Here is a 15,382-nt window from a genome sequence, read left to right as displayed (position 1 = left end):
ACCCCCCATTTAACCAAGGAATCCCATGCAACTTCGCAGCCACGGCCTGAGCAGCATCACGGACCGCACCGGCCTGCTGTTCGGAGCCGACTACAACCCCGAACAGTGGCCGGAGGAGAGCTGGCCGGATGACATCCGGCTGATGCAGGAAGCCGGGATCAACCTGGTCACCGTGGGCGTCTTCAGCTGGGCTCGGCTGCAGCCCACCGAACACACCTGGGACTTCGGCTGGCTGGACCGCATCCTGGATCTGCTGCACCAGGGCAACATCAACGTGTGCCTTGCCACGCCCACCGCCTCCCCGCCGCCGTGGCTGGGCCACCGCCACCCAGGAACGCTGCCCACGGATGAGTCAGGCGCCACGCTCTGGTACGGCTCGCGCAACCAGTTCTCGCCGTCGTCGGCCGAATACCGCAGCGCCGCCCTGAAGGTCACGGCCGCGCTCGCCGCCCGCTACGGCAGCCATCCCGCAGTGGCCATGTGGCACGTGGGCAACGAACTGGGACAGATCAGCTACGACGACGAAACCGCCGCAGTCTTCCAGGACTGGCTCAGCCGCCGCTACGGTTCGCTGGCGGACCTGAACACCGCCTGGGGCACCACGTTCTGGAGCCAGGGGTACAGCGGGTGGGACGAGATCCTGCCGCCGCGCAGCGCCCCCTACCTGCACAACCCCACCCAGCTCCTGGATTTCCGGCGCTTCACCTCCGACGCGCTGCTCAGCCTGTTCACAGCGGAAAGGGACGTGATCCGCAGCCAGTCACCCCTGGTGCCCATCACCACCAACCTGATGGGATTCTTCCGCGGCGCCGACTACTTCAGCTTCGCCGCTGAAGCCGACTTTGTGGGCAACAACTGGTACACGGACCCGGCGCAGCCCCACACCTGGGAACTCGGCGCCCTGACGCACGATCTCTGCCGCGGACTGGCCGGCGGGAACCCGTGGCTGCTGATGGAATCCGCCACCTCCGCCGTCAACTGGCGGCCGCACAACACGGCCAAGGACCCGGGCGCGCTCAGGGTCGACTCGTATTCCGCCCTGGCCCGGGGATCGGACGGGATCTGTTTCTTCCAGTTCCGCCAGTCCGCCTTTGGCGCCGAACGCTTCCACTCCGCCGTGGTGCCCCTGGCCGGCGCCGACACCCGCGTATTCCGCGAGGTGGCAGCCCTGGGCTCCGGCCTCCAGGAGCTCCGCTTCCTGGCCGGCGAACCCGCACCCGCGCCGATCGCCATCTTGTTTGACTGGGACAGCTGGTGGGCGGCGGAAGCACCGGACCGCCCGTCGGACCGGCTGGCCGTACTGGACCAGCTGCAGGCCTACCACCGGCAGCTCCTGCGCCGGGGCCTTTCCGCCGAAGTGGTGCACCCCGGCACCGACCTGGACCGGTTCAACCTGGTCCTGGTTCCCAGCCTTTTCCTTCTGCGCGACGAGCACGCCGCCCGCCTGGCCGGCTGGGTGGAGCGGGGCGGCAGCGCCGTGGTGGGCCCGTTCAGCGGTGTGGCGGACGGCAACGGCCACCTCCGCCAGGGCCGGTTCCCGTCGGTGCTGGCCGGAATGCTGGGGGCCAGCGGCGAGGAATGGCGCCCAATGGCAGGCCCGGTGGGACTGGACTTCGGTGCGGCACCGGCCGCGGGAACACCCGGCTCCGCCCCCGCTGGACCTGAGCTGTCCGAATCCGGGCCGGCTGGCCTGGCCGCGGCCAGCTGGTCCGAGGACCTGCGCCTGGACGCGCCGGGAGCCACCGCCGTGGCCACCTTCACGGAAGGAGCCCTGGCCGGAAAACCCGCGGTGGTCCGCAACAGCCACGGCCGCGGCACCGCCTGGTACGCCGGGGCGGACCTGCCGGACGCCGCCCTGGCGCTCCTGGTGGGGGACGCGCTTGCTGCCGCCGGCCTGGCCTCACCGGTGGTTGGCGAACTGCCCTCCGACGTCGAACTTGCCACCCGCGGAACCTGCCATTTCCTGCTGAACCACAGCCCGGAACCGCGCGCCGTGCACCTCACGGAACAATCCGTGGACGTGCTCACGGGCGCCGCGCACGGCCCCCACCTGGTCCTGGAGCCCTACGGCGCCCTGGTCCTCAAAGCCACCCCCGCCCCCACTGAGAACGGACACTGACCTCCATGAAATTCACTGACGGCTACTGGCTGTACCGCAAGGGCTACTCAGCGCTGCACCCCCGCGACGTCGCCGAAGTGGTGGCCGGCGACGGGACCCTCACGGTTTACGCCCCCACCAAACGCATCGCCTCCCGCGGTGACGCCCTGAACCTGCCCCAGCTCACGGTGACGTTCGAGGCGCCGATGCCGGACGTGATCGGGGTGACCATCGAGCACCACCAGGGCGGCCTGGACCGCGGACCCCACTTCGGCGTCAACCGCACCGGCGCGGCCCCGGAACTGTCCACGGCGGACAGCGACGGCACGGCCAGCATCACATCCGGCGGCCTGACGGCACGGATCAGCACGTCCGGGGACTGGGGGGTCGAATTCCTGGGCGACGGCAGGCTGCTCACCGGTTCCACCGCGCGCAGCGTTGGGGTCATTACGGACGACGCCGGGCGCAGCTTTGTGCACGAACAGCTCAGCCTCGGCGTGGGCACCAATGTCTACGGCCTGGGGGAGCGGTTCGGCGCCTTTGTGAAAAACGGGCAGTCGGTGGACATCTGGAACGAGGACGGCGGCACCTCCAGCGACCTCGCCTACAAAAACGTGCCGTTCTTCATCACCAACGACGGCTACGGCGTGTTTGTGAACCACCCCGAGAAGGTTTCCTTCGAGGTGGGATCCGAGGTGGTGTCCCGGACCCAGTTCAGCGTCGAGGGCCAGCGGCTGCAGTACTTTGTGATCCACGGCCCCTCGCCCAAGGACATCATCCGGCGGTACACGGAGCTCACGGGCCGGCCGGCCCGGATCCCCGCCTGGTCCTACGGGCTGTGGCTGTCCACCTCCTTCACCACCGACTACGACGAAAAGACCGTCACTTCCTTCATCGACGGCATGGCCGAGCGGAACCTGCCGCTGTCCGTGTTCCACTTCGACTGCCACTGGATGCGCTCCTTCCACTGGAGCGACTTCATCTGGGACCCGGCCACCTTCCCGGACCCCGAGGGCATGCTGGCCCGGCTGCACGAACGCGGCCTGAAGGTCTGCGTGTGGATCAACCCCTACATCGCCCAGCGTTCGTACCTGTTCAAGGAAGGCCTGGAACGGGGCTACCTGGTGAAAAGGCCTGACGGGTCCGTGTGGCAGTGGGACATGTGGCAGGCAGGAATGGGCCTGGTGGACTTCACCAACCCGGACGCCGTGCTCTGGTACCAGGACAAACTCCGCGGACTGCTGGGCCAGGGCGTGGATTCCTTCAAGACCGACTTCGGCGAGCGCATCCCCACGGACGTGGCCTGGCATGACGGGTCCGATCCGGAACGGATGCACAACTACTACTCCCAGCTCTACAACCGGACGGTGTTCGACCTGCTGGCCAAGGAGCTCGGGGAAGGCCAGGCCGTGGTCTTTGCCCGGTCCGCCACCGCCGGCGGGCAGACCATGCCGGTGCACTGGGGCGGCGACTGCGAATCGACGTTTGCCGCCATGGCCGAATCGCTGCGCGGCGGACTGTCCCTGGCGGCGTCCGGCTTCTCGTTCTGGAGCCACGACATCGGCGGCTTCGAAGGCACCCCCGAGCCGGAGATCTTCAAGCGCTGGATCGCCTTCGGCCTGCTCTCCTCACACTCGAGGCTGCACGGCTCCAACTCGTACCGTGTTCCGTGGCTGGTGGATGAGGAGTCCGTGGATGTGCTGCGGCATTTCACCGAACAGAAGATGCGGCTGATGCCCTACCTGCAGACAGCGGCGGAAGAGGCCTACACCCAGGGCATCCCCCTGATGCGTCCGCTCTTTATGGAGTTCCCCGGCGATCCGGGCTGCGCGCACCTGGACCGGCAGTACATGCTGGGCCCGGACCTTCTGGTGGCACCTGTCATGGACCCCTCAGGGACCGTGTCCTTCTACCTTCCTGAAGGAACCTGGACGCACCTGGAAACCGGCGAGCAGCTGGCCGGCCCGCGCTGGCACCGCAAGGAGTACACGGTGATGCAGGCCGCCACGTGGGTCCGGGAAGGCGCGGTGCTGCCGCTGGGCACGGTCTCGGACCGGCCGGACTACGACTGGGCCACGGACATGGTGTTCAAGGCGTTTAATGCTGCTGACGGATCCCGCCGGATCGCCGTGCCGTCCCCGGACGGCACCAGCACGCAGTTCGAGGTCACTGTCAGCAGCGGTGCCGTGGCGGCCCGGGTGGTCTGAGGCCCATAATCCCCGGCGCACAAAAGCCCGCCTCCCGGATTGGGAGGCGGGCTTTTGGCCGGGGCAGGAGATGCCTGTCCTGCGTCAGCCGGCCCGGCTGCCTGCCGGCTGCACGTGCCGCGGCCCGCCGATCCGGGCGTGCGGTGTTTCCCAGGACGCCAGTGTGGCCCGGACATCGGGGCGCCGCTCGGCGGCCAGCGCCTCCGCATAGGCCCGGTCCAGCACGTCGCTGATGAGTACCTTTTCCTGCCGGCCGGCAGACTGCACTGAAGCTTCCACCATGGCAAGGCTGAGCACGTTGGAGTGCACCTCCCCGGACGGAACCGTCCCGGTCCGCAGGGCGGACACAAATTCCACCAGCGCGCCGGAAATCTCCTCGGCATGGCTGGCCGGCTCCAGCGCAACCGGACCGGATAAGGCGGCCACCAGCGGTTCGCCGGCACCGTCCCACACGGCAGTGCCACCGGCGCCGTTGACGCGCCAGGCACCGTTCCAGGAGGTCTCCAGCCCGTCGGCGCACCAGCTCCCCGTGTAGGTGTACCGGGTGCCGCCGCTCATCTGGAAGACTGCGGTGGCTGCCGCGTTCCCGTTGTACCAGCTCCAGGCGGGGTTGAACTCCTCGCAGTAGACGGAGACAGGGTCCTGGTCCAGGAGGAAGCGGACGGCGTCGAACTGGTGGATGGCCATGTCCACCAGCAGCACGTGCGCCATTTCCTCGCGGAAGCCGCCGAAGTGCGGGGCCTTGAAGAACTCAGTGGTCACCACGCCAATGCCGCCCAGCTGGCCGGCAGCCGCTTTAAGCTGGGTGAGGCCGTGGAAGTACCGGCGGGACTGGCTGATCATCAGCAGCTGCCCGCTGGCTTCCGCGGCCGCCGCCAGGGACAGGCCCTCGGCCACTGTAGGGGCAACCGGCTTCTCACACAGCACGGGCAGGCCGGCGAACAGTGCCTCCACGTTCACGGGATGATGGGCGGCCGGGACGGTGACGTTCACAACTGCTTCGGCGCCGGTGGAAGCGGCAACCTGGGCAACGCTGGTGCCCAGGACCAGCCCTGCCAGGCCGGCGTCCTGCACGGCGGCCCGGGCGGTGGCCAGGTCCAGGTCCACCAGGCCCACCAGTTCCACGTCCGGGTTGGCCTGCAGGGCGGCGATCCAGGCTCTGCCCATGCCGCCGGCGCCCACCTGGACCACCTTGAGCGGCGTCGCCCGGGGAAGGACCGCGAAGTCAGGTTCGAAGGCGCTCAATTGTGCATCGCCCCCTGGTAGCCGTGGCCCGAGTAGAAGTCCTCGGTTTCGTACCGCAGCAGCACCGGATCGGTGCGTTCGGGCCGGAGCGTCCTGGCCCAGCTGACCCCGTTGGCGATCACCCGCCGGACATCCTTGTGGTGGTACACGGGGTAGTCCTGGTCGCCCGGGCTGAAGAAGAAGATCCTGCCGTAACCGCGCTTGAAGGTGCAGCCGCTGCGGAACGCCTCGCCGCCACTGAAGGTGCTCAGGAACACCAGCTCGTCGGGGACCGGGATGTCGAAGAACTCGCCGTACATTTCCTGGGCCGGGATGATGAACGGGTGCGGGATGCCCTGTGCGATGGGGTGCGTGGGGTCCACGGTCCAGACGATTTCGCGGTCCTGCCCGGAGCGCCAACGCAGCGTGCAGGAGGTGCCCATCAGCTTGCCGAAGATCTTGGACCAGTGCCCCGAGTGCAGGACCAGCAGGCCCATGCCTGCCAGCACATGCCGGTGCACGCGCTCCACCACCTCATCCGAGACTTCGCCGTGGGCGGCGTGGCCCCACCAGACCAGCACGTCGGTGTCCCGCAGGACTTCCTCGGTGAGGCCGTGCTCGGGCTCGGCCAGGGTGGTGGTGCGGACCCTGGCGTTGGCGCCGAGGTTCTCCTCGATGCCTTCGCGGATGGTGGTGTGCATGCCGGCGGGGTAGATGGCGGCAACGTGCGGCTGTTCCTGTTCGTGGCGGTTTTCGCCCCAGACAAGGACCCTGACGGGCTCGGTGGTGTGCGTCATTCGTTTTCCTAACTGGTTGGACCTGCCCGTGCGGGCGATGGTTATTTGACGGCTCCGCCGGTGGCGCCGGCCGCAATGTATTTCTGGGCCAGGATCAGCAGGGCGATCGCCGGCAGGGAGGACAGGACGGCGGTGGCCATCACGGCGCTCCAGTTGGAGACCTGTGTCCCCAGGTACTGGTAGATGCCAAGGGTCACCGGCCGCACCTCATCCGTGGTGGTCAGGGTCAGGGCAAAGAGGAAGTCGCTCCAGGAGAACAGGAACGCGAAGAGCCCTGCGGTGATGAGCGAGTTCCTGCTGATGGGCAGCACAATCGAGACGAACGAGCGCACCAGCCCCGCGCCGTCCACCCGGGCCGCCTCCACGATGGAGGTGGGAATGCCCGTCATAAAAGCCCGCATGATGAGGATGACAAACGGGATGGCGTGGGTGGAGTCCGCCAGGATGAGGCCCGGGATGCTGTTAAGCAGGCCCAGGTCGTTGTACGCCGTGTACAGGGCGTTGGCGATCACGATCCCCGGGATCATCTGGGACACCAGGATGGCCAGCAGGGCCAGGTTGACCCACTTGTAGCGGAACTGGGCCAGCGCGTAGGCGGCCGGTGCCGCCACTGCCAGGCTGAACACCACCGTTCCCAGGGACACGGCAAGGCTGGTCAGCAGGTTGGGGCCCTGCTCGGCGATGGCGCGGGCATACCCGTCGAAGCTGGGGTTCCACGGGAAAATGCCGGCGGTCAGGGTGTTGCCGGAGGGCTGCAGGGAGGCGTTCACCATCCAGTACACGGGAAACAGCATTACGGCCAGGAAAACGATGCCCAGGCCCGTGTACGCGGCGTTCCGCAGCTCGGTTTTTGCGGTGCCGGTGCCGGTGCCGGTTGTCCGGGTCCGGGTCCGGGCTCGGGTCCGGGTGGCTGTGGGGTCCATGGTGGTCATGGCGGCCTCCTTACTCGTCCACCGCGCGCCGGTTGGCGCGCAGGTAGATCACGGCGAACACCAGCGAAATCAGGATCAGGATGTTGCTGAACGCTGCACCCACCCCGAATTCGAAGTTGGTGAACGACTCCTGGTAGGAGCGGATGGACAGGGTCTGGGTGGCATTGGCGGGACCGCCGTTGGTCAGGCCCAGGATGATGTCGAGGACTTTGATGGTGTAGACCACGCCGAGCACCAGCACCACGCTGACTACGGGCTGCAGGTTGGGCCAGGTGATATGCCGGAACGCCCGCCATCCGGTGGCGCCGTCCAGCGCCGCGGCTTCGTACAGTTCATCGGGGATGTCCTGCAGGCCGCCATAGATGATGGTCACGTTGAACGGGATGCCCACCCAGATATTCACCATCACGACGGCGATCAGTGCCACCGTTGGGCTAGTCAGCCAGGGCACGGGCTGGGAAATGATGCCCAGGCTGGTGAGGAACTGGTTGAGGATGCCGCTGTCCTGGTCCAGGATGGAGCGCCAGGTGGCGCTGCTGACGATCAAAGGCAGCAGCCAGGGCAGCAGCAGCATGGCACGCAGGAAGTTGCTCAGCGGGAAGCGCCGCCGGAAGAAGCAGGCCAGCGCCAGGCCGATCACAAACTGCCCCGCGATGGAGCCGATGGTGAACAGTGCCGTGTTGACCATGGCCGGACCGAACAGGTTGCTGTTCACCACGGTGGCGTAGTTGGCGAGCCCCACCCAGGGGGCCTCGCCGGTGAAGAACGTCTTGGTGGTGTAGTCCTGCAGGCTCATGGTGATGTTCTTAACCACCGGGTAGCCGAAGAACAGCACCAGGAACAGGCCTGCGGGTGCCACGAACAGCAGCCGGGTCACGGCTTCGCGGGTCACCTTCCTGCCCCGGGGCGCGACGGCGTTCGTTGCCCCGGGCTCCCGTGCGGCGGCGCCCTCAGCCACCCCGGGACGTTCCGGACCCACCCCCACCCCGCCTTCCGCCGTCGTGCCCTGCACATCCTGCGTGCGGTTCATGGCCGTTACCCCGCCGAGGCTTGCTTGAAGGCGTCGGCAGGGCTGGCCTTGCCGGTCAGTGCGAGCTGGATGGCGTCGTAGATGACGGTGGCGGCCTCCGGCCAGGCCTCGCCGAGTTTGCCGGTCCGGGAGCGGGCCGTAGCCACCTGTTCGGTGAAACTGGCCATTTCCGGGACCCGCGACACGTACTCCCCGGCCAGCGCCGTCCTGGTGGGCACGGTGAAGCGGGCCTCCGCCAGGGCGAGCTGGTTTTCGTCGCTGCTGATGCATTCGACGAACTCCGCCGCCTTGGCCTGCTTGGCCTTGTTGCCTGTCTCCGGCACGGTCCAGACTTCGCCGCCCAGCGGCGCCACGGATCCCTGTCCGGCTTCGCGCACGGGGATCTTAACGGAGTCCCAGGCGAGGTCCGGGCTCTTGCGCAGGGCGGGGATCTGCCAGGGGCCGTTGACCATCATGGCGGCCTTGCCGGCCACAAACTGGTCCTTGACGTCCGCCTGTGACCAGTTGATCACGGATGCGGAGGCGGAGCCGCCGGTCACCAGGTCCTGCCAGAGCGAGAGGGCCTGGGACACCTTGGGGCTGGTCAGGTCCGTCTCGTCGCCGCCATTGGACCACATGAACGGCAGGAACTGCCAGCTTCCCTCATAGGTGGCGATGCCGGAGAACGCGACGCCGTAGCGGTCGCCTTCGGTGAGTTTGGCCGCCGCAGCCTTCAGTTCCTCCCAGGTGGTGGGCGGCTGAACGCCGGCAGCCTGCAGCAGGTCCTTGTTGTAGTAGATGCCCAGGGTGTTGACCGTGGGGGCGAGGCCATAGACCTCACCTTCGTAGGTGGCAGCTTCGAGGATGCCGTCGGCAAAGCCGGACGTGTCCACGTTGTAGGTGCTGAGCGGGGAGAGGCCGCCGGTGGCCGCAATTTCCTGGACGTCCGGGTTATCCAGCATCAGCACGTCCGGGAGCGTTTTCGAGGATGCACGCTGCAGCACCTTCTGGATCAGGTCCTTGCCGGGCACGGTCTCGCGGTTGATGCTCACCCCGAGGTCCGCAGCGCAGCGGTCCAGGGCCGCCTGGACCAGGGACTTGTCCGGGTCGTTGTTGTAGTAGTCGACAATGCTGAGGCTGTCCACGTCACCGCCGTCGCCGGCCCCGCCCCCGCTGCTGCAGCCGGCCAGGGCGAGCGGTGCCAGGGCTGCAAGGGCGGTGAGCGAGGCTATCCTGCGGGGTGTTTTCATGGGTGGCTCCTTTGCCGGTTCACGGGATCGTCAGCTTCAGTAAAGCGCTTAACCGATGGTTCGACCCGCGGTGGGCCGGGGTTTGGGTGGAAGGCTTTAGAAGAGTCTGGGGCCGTCCGCCCGGCCTTGTCAAGGAAAAAGTTAACCGCTTTACTGGAAGGGTGCCGCCGGCACGTCCCGTCGTGTGTTCCCCGGGATTTCCCTCCGAAAGGATCTGCCGTGGTCACCATGCAGGACGTTGCACGCCATGCGAACGTCTCGATCGCCACGGTGTCGTTCACCATCAACAACACCAAACCCGTCTCGGCCAGGACCCGGGAAAAGGTGGAAGCCGCCATGCGGGAACTGGGCTTCCGGCGCAACGCCGTGGGACGTGCCCTGGCCAGCAAACGCACGCGGATCATTGCGCTGCTGTTCCCGGCCCTGCAGCATTCCATGAGCGGCACGGTGATCCAGTTCTTCACCAGCGCTGCGGCCACGGCCAGGGAACTGGGGTACAACCTGGTGCTGTGGCCCATCAGCAACGAGGCCGGCCAGGCCACCGAACTGACGGCCAACGGGCTGGTGGACGGGGTGCTCCTGATGGAGGTTGAACTGGACGATCCGCGGGTGCAGGAACTGCAGGAATCCGGCACGCCGTTTGCGCTCATCGGCCGCACCAGGGCGCCGGAGGAGCTCACCTACGTGGACATCAACTTTGAGGAAACCCTGGTGGCTGCGGTGCAGCACCTGACGGCCCTGGGCCATCGGAAAATTGCCCTGCTGGATGACGCCATCGGCAGCCGCAGCCTTGCCGCCTTCGGTCCCGTCAGCCGCTCGCGGGACAGCTTCGAGGCGGAAATGCGGCGCCAGGACCTGGTGCCCACGGCCTTCACGTGCGAGGCGAACCCGGCCGCCGGTAAAGCGGCCGCCGCGGAAATCCTGGCGGCCTACCCGGGGGTTACGGCGCTGATCGTCCAGAACGAGCAGGCCGCGCCGGGCCTGGCCAGCGGGCTGCGGCGCGCCGGCCGGCGGATTCCCCAGGACCTGTCCGTGCTGTCCGTGGCATCCTCGGCGGAGATGGCTGCCATGGTGGACCCGGAACTGACTGTGCTGACCTCCCCGGGACACGAACTTGGCCGGATGGGGGTGGCGGCCCTGATTGACCAGCTGGAAGGCCGGGCCACGTCGCTGCGGCAGGAGCTGGTGATGTGCCGGCTGGAAGGCGGCGGGTCAACAGGTCCCGTCCCCGCGCAGGAGGAGGCCGTGGAGTAAGGCACGTTTCCGCAGGGCTCGGCGCTCAGGCGTTCGACGGCGGTGCGGCCAGGGTGCGGAATTCCGCCACCAGTGCGGGGTCCTCGCAGGCCCTGGCAAAGGCTTCGATGCGGCGCTCGATTTCCCGGCCCAGCAGCCAGGTGCCGATCCGCTCCATCACCGGCCGCAACAGTGGTGGGCGGCAGGAAAAGGTGTACTTCCACACGGCCCTGGTGCCGCCGTCGTGCGCGGTGAAACGCCAGCCGCCGCCGAACGTGCCGAAGAACCACGGCCCGGAGACCATTGTCATGCCCACATTCCGGGGCGGGGCGTAGGAAACGTACTCGCTGACCATGCCAAGACCCAGCCGGGAGCGGGTTTTGGTCTGCACGCCCTTGCCCGCCGCCGTGGCGCCGGCCAGGAACCCCTGCCCGGAGATGAACGGGTCCCATTTCAGCCGGAAGGCGCCGGTGGTCTGCGAAAAGGCGAAGACAGTCGCGGGATCGAGGCGGATGAGTCGTTCGGCGCGTACCTGGGGCATGGTTCCAGCCTAGCGAAAGGGGATCCTGGGGCTACTTCTCCATTTTGGCGAGCCGCGCCCGGACCACCATGTAGACGCCGTAGCAGATGAGGCCTGCGCCTACCGCTGCGAGCAGGTACACCCCGAATGGCTGGTCGCGGAGGGCGCGGAGGCCGCCGTCCAGGCCGGTGGATTCCTCCGGGTGTGCCCGCAGCGTGGCGATGGCGATCAGCATCCCGGTCAGCAGCAGGACCGTGCCCTTGGCCACATAACCGGCCACGCCCAGCACCGTCACGGCGGTGCGTGCCGTGTGCGAGGACGGCATCAGCAGCTGCTTTTCGAACGATTTACGCAAGCCGCGGATGGCGTACACCACGCCCGTGACGGCGATGCCCACACCCACCAGCACCAGCAGTGCCACACCGCCCGGAGCCTTCATCACGGCGATGGTCAGGTCCGTGGCGGTCTTTTTGTTATCGCCGCCGGAGCCCGATCCCATGGCGAAGGACATCAGGGTCAGGGCGAGGCCCGTGAAGACCACTGCCTGCGCCGCTGCCTTGGCCTTCTTGCCGGCTTTGTCCTTGGTGGGAAGGTGGTTGTAGTCGAAAATCGCGTCGCTGACCTGCCACAGCGCCAGCGCCGCGCAGGCGGCGAAGCTGGCCCACAACAGGAACGGGCCGGCCGGCTGGGCCGAGAGTTCCTCAACGGCGCCGCTGAAGTCGGCGCTGCCGGAGCCGCCCATGGCAAGCCTGATGGCGATCAGGCCAACCAGCAGGTGCAGCACGCCGCTGGCGGCGAAGCCCGCGCGTGCCAGCAGTTCCAGCGACCGCGAGTTGGTGACAGTCTCTGCGGTGTCAGCTGCCTGTTTAAGTTCTTTTTTGATGACTGTTCCTCCGTGCGAGCGCTGTGTGGCGCTAAGTTTCCCCCACACAGATGCAATCGTGCCACGCCGGCGGTGCGCGGGGTAGTTCCCGGTGCAATGGGCCGGGGTGATGGGGAGCCGTCCCCATCGCCCCGGCCGGGCGACCGTGCAACGATGAAGACCAGCACTTCACAGCGCGGCACGAACCACGTACCGCGAAGGTCACCGGGGGAACACATGACTTTTTACGGCGCCGACGTCAGCCAGCTGCGCGCCCTGGCTAAAGCGGTCGACCAGGCCGCCGCCCTGCTGGGCAACAGGTCCACCTCGCTGCACAGCCAGATCCAGGCGGCGCCGTGGAAGGGCACTGACGGTGAGCGTTTCCGCCAGGACTGGACCGGCAGCCACCGCCCCAGCCTGGAACGGGTGGTTGCCAGCCTCCGGGCCAACTCCAAAATCCTGCGCCAGCACGCCGATGAGCAGGACCAGGCCTCATCATCGGGCGGCGGTGGCGAAAGTGGTGGTGGTGGCGGCACCTGGGACCGGATCACGTCCTTTGCTGACCAGGCCAAGGAGTGGCTGAAGGAGCAGGCGGCCAAGGCAGAGGCCGCCGCCGAGCACCGCCGTGAGCTGGAGTCCGGTCTGGCGTCGATGCTGAAGGCAAGCCCGGAGGAGCAGGCCGCGTGGTGGGCGTCCCTTTCCGCCGAGGACCGGCAGTACCTGATCGAAGGGGAGGGTGCGGACGGCCCCTTTGCCGAGGACCTGATGCGCATGGACGGCGGCATCCCCGCCGCCGCCCAGGAACAGGCCAAGGAACACCTCCAGGACCTCGCCAAGGCCGACATCCCCGTCTATTCCGAAACCGGCAGCGCGTCCATCGAAGCGCGGGTGGCGTGGGTCCACGGCGGCGCTGAAGTGGGAACGGAAGTGGTGGAGAATGCCGACGGGTCCGCCACCATGAAGGTTTACGGCAACATGGGCCTGGGCGTTAATGACCCCTCCGGTGCCGCCGGGGTGACGCTGAACGGTGAGGTGTCCCGCGAGTACACGTTCGGCAGCGTGGAGGAAGCCATGGCGGCCCGCGAACAGATGTACCGCGACCTTCCCCCGGACAGTGTGGGCGACATCAAGGACGTCGCTTCCAACCCGCCCGGGTACATCCTGGACACCATCAACGATTCCGCCGACGACAACGGCTCCACCGGCCAGACCGACAAGGCCAAGGGGACCCTGTCCCTCTCCGCCGAGGGTGAGGCCGGCGCCGCCTCCGGGTCTGTCCAGCTGGACCTGGCGTATGAACGGAACCTTTCCGACGGCACGGCCGCCGCCACCGCCGAGGTGACGGCCCAGGGCAAGCTTGACCTGGACGGCCGCGTGTTTGAGGCCTCCGGCACGGGCGGGCTGCAGGTCAACATGGACAAGGACAGCAACATCGAGTCCGTGTCCGTTTCCCTGGACGGCACCGTGGCCCAGGGTGTGGTGGCCGGCGGGGACGTGGAGGCAGCCAAGGTGGAGTCCTCCGTGACGGTGGGAACGCAGGGCACCGTGAAGATCGACGTGGACTATTCCGGCGACAACCGTGCGGTGGTGGACAGCTACCTGCGCAACGTCGCACTGGGCAACGACACCGCTGCGGCAGCCGACGCGGCCAGGCTCTACGAGGCCGGTTCCGCCACTGTCCAGGTCAACAACGTGGTGACAGCCTCCACCGAGGCCGGCATCGACGTGAAGGTGGGCGAGGTGGAGGTCAAGACCGAAAGCCAGGCCACCACCAACGTCTCCACGTACTATAAAGTCCCCAATGACACCACGCTTGAGAGGCTGTGACCATGTCCGTGCACATTGAATCGCCGCTGGGTTTCACGGCAGAGTTCCCGCCGCACACCCAGCCGCTGGACGACTCCACCGCCGGTCCGGACACCGAACAGTACGGCCTGGCCAACGGGGTCCTGGTGACGGTCATCAAGGATGACACGTCCGTGCAGGGCGCACCGCAGGCCAACGGCTGGGCCCACCTGATGGCTGATTTTTACCTCGAGGACCGGGCCGGGACCCAGCTGGCCGAGGGCGAACTGAACCTGCCCGGCAAAGCCGCGTACGCCGTCGTTGTTGGGTATAACGACGCCGGCGGGAACGGAAAGGTGGCCGCCACCGTGGGCCTGTGGGAGAGTGGGCGCTTCCTGGGGGTTGTGGTGGTCTGGCCCTACCTCGATGCCGGCGTGGAGCCCCGGCTGGACATGCTCAAGGAGATTGTCGCCGGAATCCGGGTCAGCTGAGCCGGCGCCGGTAACAGAGGTCGAAGATCAGCCGGCCGGCCTCGTGCGCCTTGGCCTCGAAGCTGGTGCGGACCCGGCCTTCGAAGCGGGGCGCCCAGCCACCGGTTTCGTCGATGCCTTCGTTGGGGCCGGTGTGTTCGGTGCTGACCGGTGCCCGGCCCTCACGGACCGGGGCGCCGCCCACCAGGGATTCGACGCCGGACTGCCACACCTGGGTCAGCGGGCTCTCGGGGCCGCGGCGCTGGCCGGTGTGCAGGTTCTCGAAGTCCACGGAATCCGACAGGACGTCCCGGACGTGCACGGCGTAGTTCGACCAGTCGGTGGCAATGCGCCACAGCCCGCCCGGTTTGAGCGCCCGGGCGGCCAGGTCCGCAAATTCGGGCTGGATCAGGCGGCGTTTGTGGTGCCGGGACTTGTGCCAGGGGTCCGGGAAAAACACCCACAGTTCGCTGACGGACCCTGCCGGCAGCATGGTGGCCAGGACCTCGGGAGCGTTGGCCTCCACCACGCGGACGTTCTTCAGGCCGCGGCTGTTGATTTTGATGATGGTGTTGGCCAAGCCGGGGGTGTACACCTCAACGGCCAGGAAGTCGGTGTCCGGGTTTTCCTCTGCGGCGTGGCAGATGGCATCGCCCAGCCCTGAGCCGATTTCCACAATCAATGGAGCGGTGCGGCCAAACTCCGCCTGCGCGTCGAACGTGTAGTCCGGGTGGACCGACGTGTTGGCGATGTGCCGGGGCACATCCACGGCCCAACGCTCCGCGTGCTCCTCCCAGGCTGCCTGCCGGCGGCCCTGCAGGCGAGTGCCGCGGCGCACAAAGCTGACCGGCCGGCCGCCGTAGGTGCCAAACGAGGCCTGGGTCCCGGGCGTCACGGGCCGGGGGACATGCGGCTGCTGGGGGGATTCTGGGGATTCACTCATCCCCTCCAGAATAACGCCCGGGCACCCCGGAGCGGTTTCCGGCGGCGGCCAC

Annotated in this window: 13 protein-coding genes; 5 read left to right on the top strand and 8 right to left on the bottom strand. The window is 67.7% G+C overall.

The features are described 5' to 3' along the window. Window positions 1–25: 25 nt before the first annotated feature. Together ACRB8A_RS17445 and yicI are read left to right on the top strand one after the other, a co-directional pair. On the top strand, window positions 26–2,119 hold the full coding sequence (locus ACRB8A_RS17445; protein WP_432245217.1) for a beta-galactosidase: 2,094 nt from the start codon (window positions 26–28) through the stop codon (window positions 2,117–2,119). Window positions 2,120–2,124: 5 nt separating this feature from the next. After that, window positions 2,125–4,305, top strand: coding sequence for an alpha-xylosidase (gene yicI / locus ACRB8A_RS17440; protein ID WP_056595604.1), 2,181 nt, complete (start codon window positions 2,125–2,127; stop codon window positions 4,303–4,305). Between the two features lie 84 nt (window positions 4,306–4,389). On the opposite strand, the gene ACRB8A_RS17435 is transcribed toward yicI, so the two are convergent. From ACRB8A_RS17435 to ACRB8A_RS17415, 5 genes are read right to left on the bottom strand one after another with little or no spacing between them, the layout of a single operon-like run. Next, window positions 4,390–5,550 carry a Gfo/Idh/MocA family protein gene (locus ACRB8A_RS17435; RefSeq protein ID WP_432245216.1) on the bottom strand — a complete coding sequence of 387 codons (1,161 nt, stop codon included), beginning with the start codon at window positions 5,548–5,550 and terminating at the stop codon, window positions 4,390–4,392. Further along, complete coding sequence (locus tag ACRB8A_RS17430) at window positions 5,547–6,326, bottom strand: ThuA domain-containing protein (RefSeq protein ID WP_056595599.1); 780 nt, start codon at window positions 6,324–6,326, stop codon at window positions 5,547–5,549. Before ACRB8A_RS17430 ends, ACRB8A_RS17435 begins: the two co-directional genes overlap by 4 nt. Before the next feature lie 41 nt (window positions 6,327–6,367). Continuing rightward, the gene (locus ACRB8A_RS17425; protein ID WP_432245215.1) at window positions 6,368–7,258 is read right to left on the bottom strand and encodes a carbohydrate ABC transporter permease; all 891 of its coding nucleotides are present in this window, start codon (window positions 7,256–7,258) and stop codon (window positions 6,368–6,370) included. A gap of 10 nt (window positions 7,259–7,268) precedes the next feature. Continuing rightward, a complete protein-coding gene (locus tag ACRB8A_RS17420; RefSeq protein WP_432245214.1) occupies window positions 7,269–8,288 on the bottom strand; it encodes a carbohydrate ABC transporter permease in 1,020 nt (339 codons plus the stop codon). Window positions 8,289–8,293: 5 nt separating this feature from the next. Continuing rightward, window positions 8,294–9,517, bottom strand: coding sequence for a sugar ABC transporter substrate-binding protein (locus ACRB8A_RS17415; protein ID WP_432245213.1), 1,224 nt, complete (start codon window positions 9,515–9,517; stop codon window positions 8,294–8,296). 228 nt (window positions 9,518–9,745) lie between these two features. Between ACRB8A_RS17415 and ACRB8A_RS17410 the strand changes: the two genes are divergently transcribed. Continuing rightward, window positions 9,746–10,771, top strand: coding sequence for a LacI family DNA-binding transcriptional regulator (locus ACRB8A_RS17410; RefSeq protein ID WP_432246061.1), 1,026 nt, complete (start codon window positions 9,746–9,748; stop codon window positions 10,769–10,771). Window positions 10,772–10,796: 25 nt separating this feature from the next. On the opposite strand, the gene ACRB8A_RS17405 is transcribed toward ACRB8A_RS17410, so the two are convergent. Both ACRB8A_RS17405 and ACRB8A_RS17400 read right to left on the bottom strand, forming a co-directional pair. Further along, window positions 10,797–11,291 carry an SRPBCC family protein gene (locus ACRB8A_RS17405; protein ID WP_056595595.1) on the bottom strand — a complete coding sequence of 165 codons (495 nt, stop codon included), beginning with the start codon at window positions 11,289–11,291 and terminating at the stop codon, window positions 10,797–10,799. A gap of 31 nt (window positions 11,292–11,322) precedes the next feature. Beyond that, window positions 11,323–12,201 carry a DUF1206 domain-containing protein gene (locus tag ACRB8A_RS17400; protein ID WP_285240524.1) on the bottom strand — a complete coding sequence of 293 codons (879 nt, stop codon included), beginning with the start codon at window positions 12,199–12,201 and terminating at the stop codon, window positions 11,323–11,325. 168 nt (window positions 12,202–12,369) lie between these two features. On the opposite strand from ACRB8A_RS17400, the gene ACRB8A_RS17395 reads away from it, so the two are divergent. Continuing rightward, a complete protein-coding gene (locus tag ACRB8A_RS17395) occupies window positions 12,370–13,959 on the top strand; it encodes a WXG100 family type VII secretion target (RefSeq protein WP_432245212.1) in 1,590 nt (529 codons plus the stop codon). A 2-nt stretch (window positions 13,960–13,961) separates the two neighbouring features. Next, window positions 13,962–14,408 carry a hypothetical protein gene (locus tag ACRB8A_RS17390; protein WP_056595589.1) on the top strand — a complete coding sequence of 149 codons (447 nt, stop codon included), beginning with the start codon at window positions 13,962–13,964 and terminating at the stop codon, window positions 14,406–14,408. On the opposite strand, the gene trmB is transcribed toward ACRB8A_RS17390, so the two are convergent. After that, window positions 14,401–15,330, bottom strand: coding sequence for a tRNA (guanosine(46)-N7)-methyltransferase TrmB (gene trmB / locus ACRB8A_RS17385; protein ID WP_050686437.1), 930 nt, complete (start codon window positions 15,328–15,330; stop codon window positions 14,401–14,403). The genes ACRB8A_RS17390 and trmB overlap by 8 nt on opposite strands. Window positions 15,331–15,382: the final 52 nt, after the last annotated feature.

It is taken from the genome of Arthrobacter sp. G.S.26 (genome assembly GCF_050847375.1).
Taxonomy (GTDB): domain Bacteria; phylum Actinomycetota; class Actinomycetes; order Actinomycetales; family Micrococcaceae; genus Arthrobacter.
Note: the sequence above shows the minus strand (reverse complement) of the source record. Positions and strands in the feature narration are given on the sequence as shown.

What these genes read in the sequence shown, in the direction of transcription:
- ACRB8A_RS17445 (WP_432245217.1), top strand. Translation starts at nt 26, where the DNA reads ATGCAACTTCGCAGCCACGGCCTGAGCAGCATCACGGACCGCACCGGC.
- yicI (WP_056595604.1), top strand. Translation starts at nt 2,125, where the DNA reads ATGAAATTCACTGACGGCTACTGGCTGTACCGCAAGGGCTACTCAGCG.
- ACRB8A_RS17430 (WP_056595599.1), bottom strand. Translation starts at nt 6,326, where the DNA reads ATGACGCACACCACCGAGCCCGTCAGGGTCCTTGTCTGGGGCGAAAAC.
- ACRB8A_RS17425 (WP_432245215.1), bottom strand. Translation starts at nt 7,258, where the DNA reads ATGACCACCATGGACCCCACAGCCACCCGGACCCGAGCCCGGACCCGG.
- ACRB8A_RS17420 (WP_432245214.1), bottom strand. Translation starts at nt 8,288, where the DNA reads ATGAACCGCACGCAGGATGTGCAGGGCACGACGGCGGAAGGCGGGGTG.
- ACRB8A_RS17415 (WP_432245213.1), bottom strand. Translation starts at nt 9,517, where the DNA reads ATGAAAACACCCCGCAGGATAGCCTCGCTCACCGCCCTTGCAGCCCTG.
- ACRB8A_RS17410 (WP_432246061.1), top strand. Translation starts at nt 9,746, where the DNA reads ATGCAGGACGTTGCACGCCATGCGAACGTCTCGATCGCCACGGTGTCG.
- ACRB8A_RS17405 (WP_056595595.1), bottom strand. Translation starts at nt 11,291, where the DNA reads ATGCCCCAGGTACGCGCCGAACGACTCATCCGCCTCGATCCCGCGACT.
- ACRB8A_RS17395 (WP_432245212.1), top strand. Translation starts at nt 12,370, where the DNA reads ATGACTTTTTACGGCGCCGACGTCAGCCAGCTGCGCGCCCTGGCTAAA.
- ACRB8A_RS17390 (WP_056595589.1), top strand. Translation starts at nt 13,962, where the DNA reads ATGTCCGTGCACATTGAATCGCCGCTGGGTTTCACGGCAGAGTTCCCG.
- trmB (WP_050686437.1), bottom strand. Translation starts at nt 15,330, where the DNA reads ATGAGTGAATCCCCAGAATCCCCCCAGCAGCCGCATGTCCCCCGGCCC.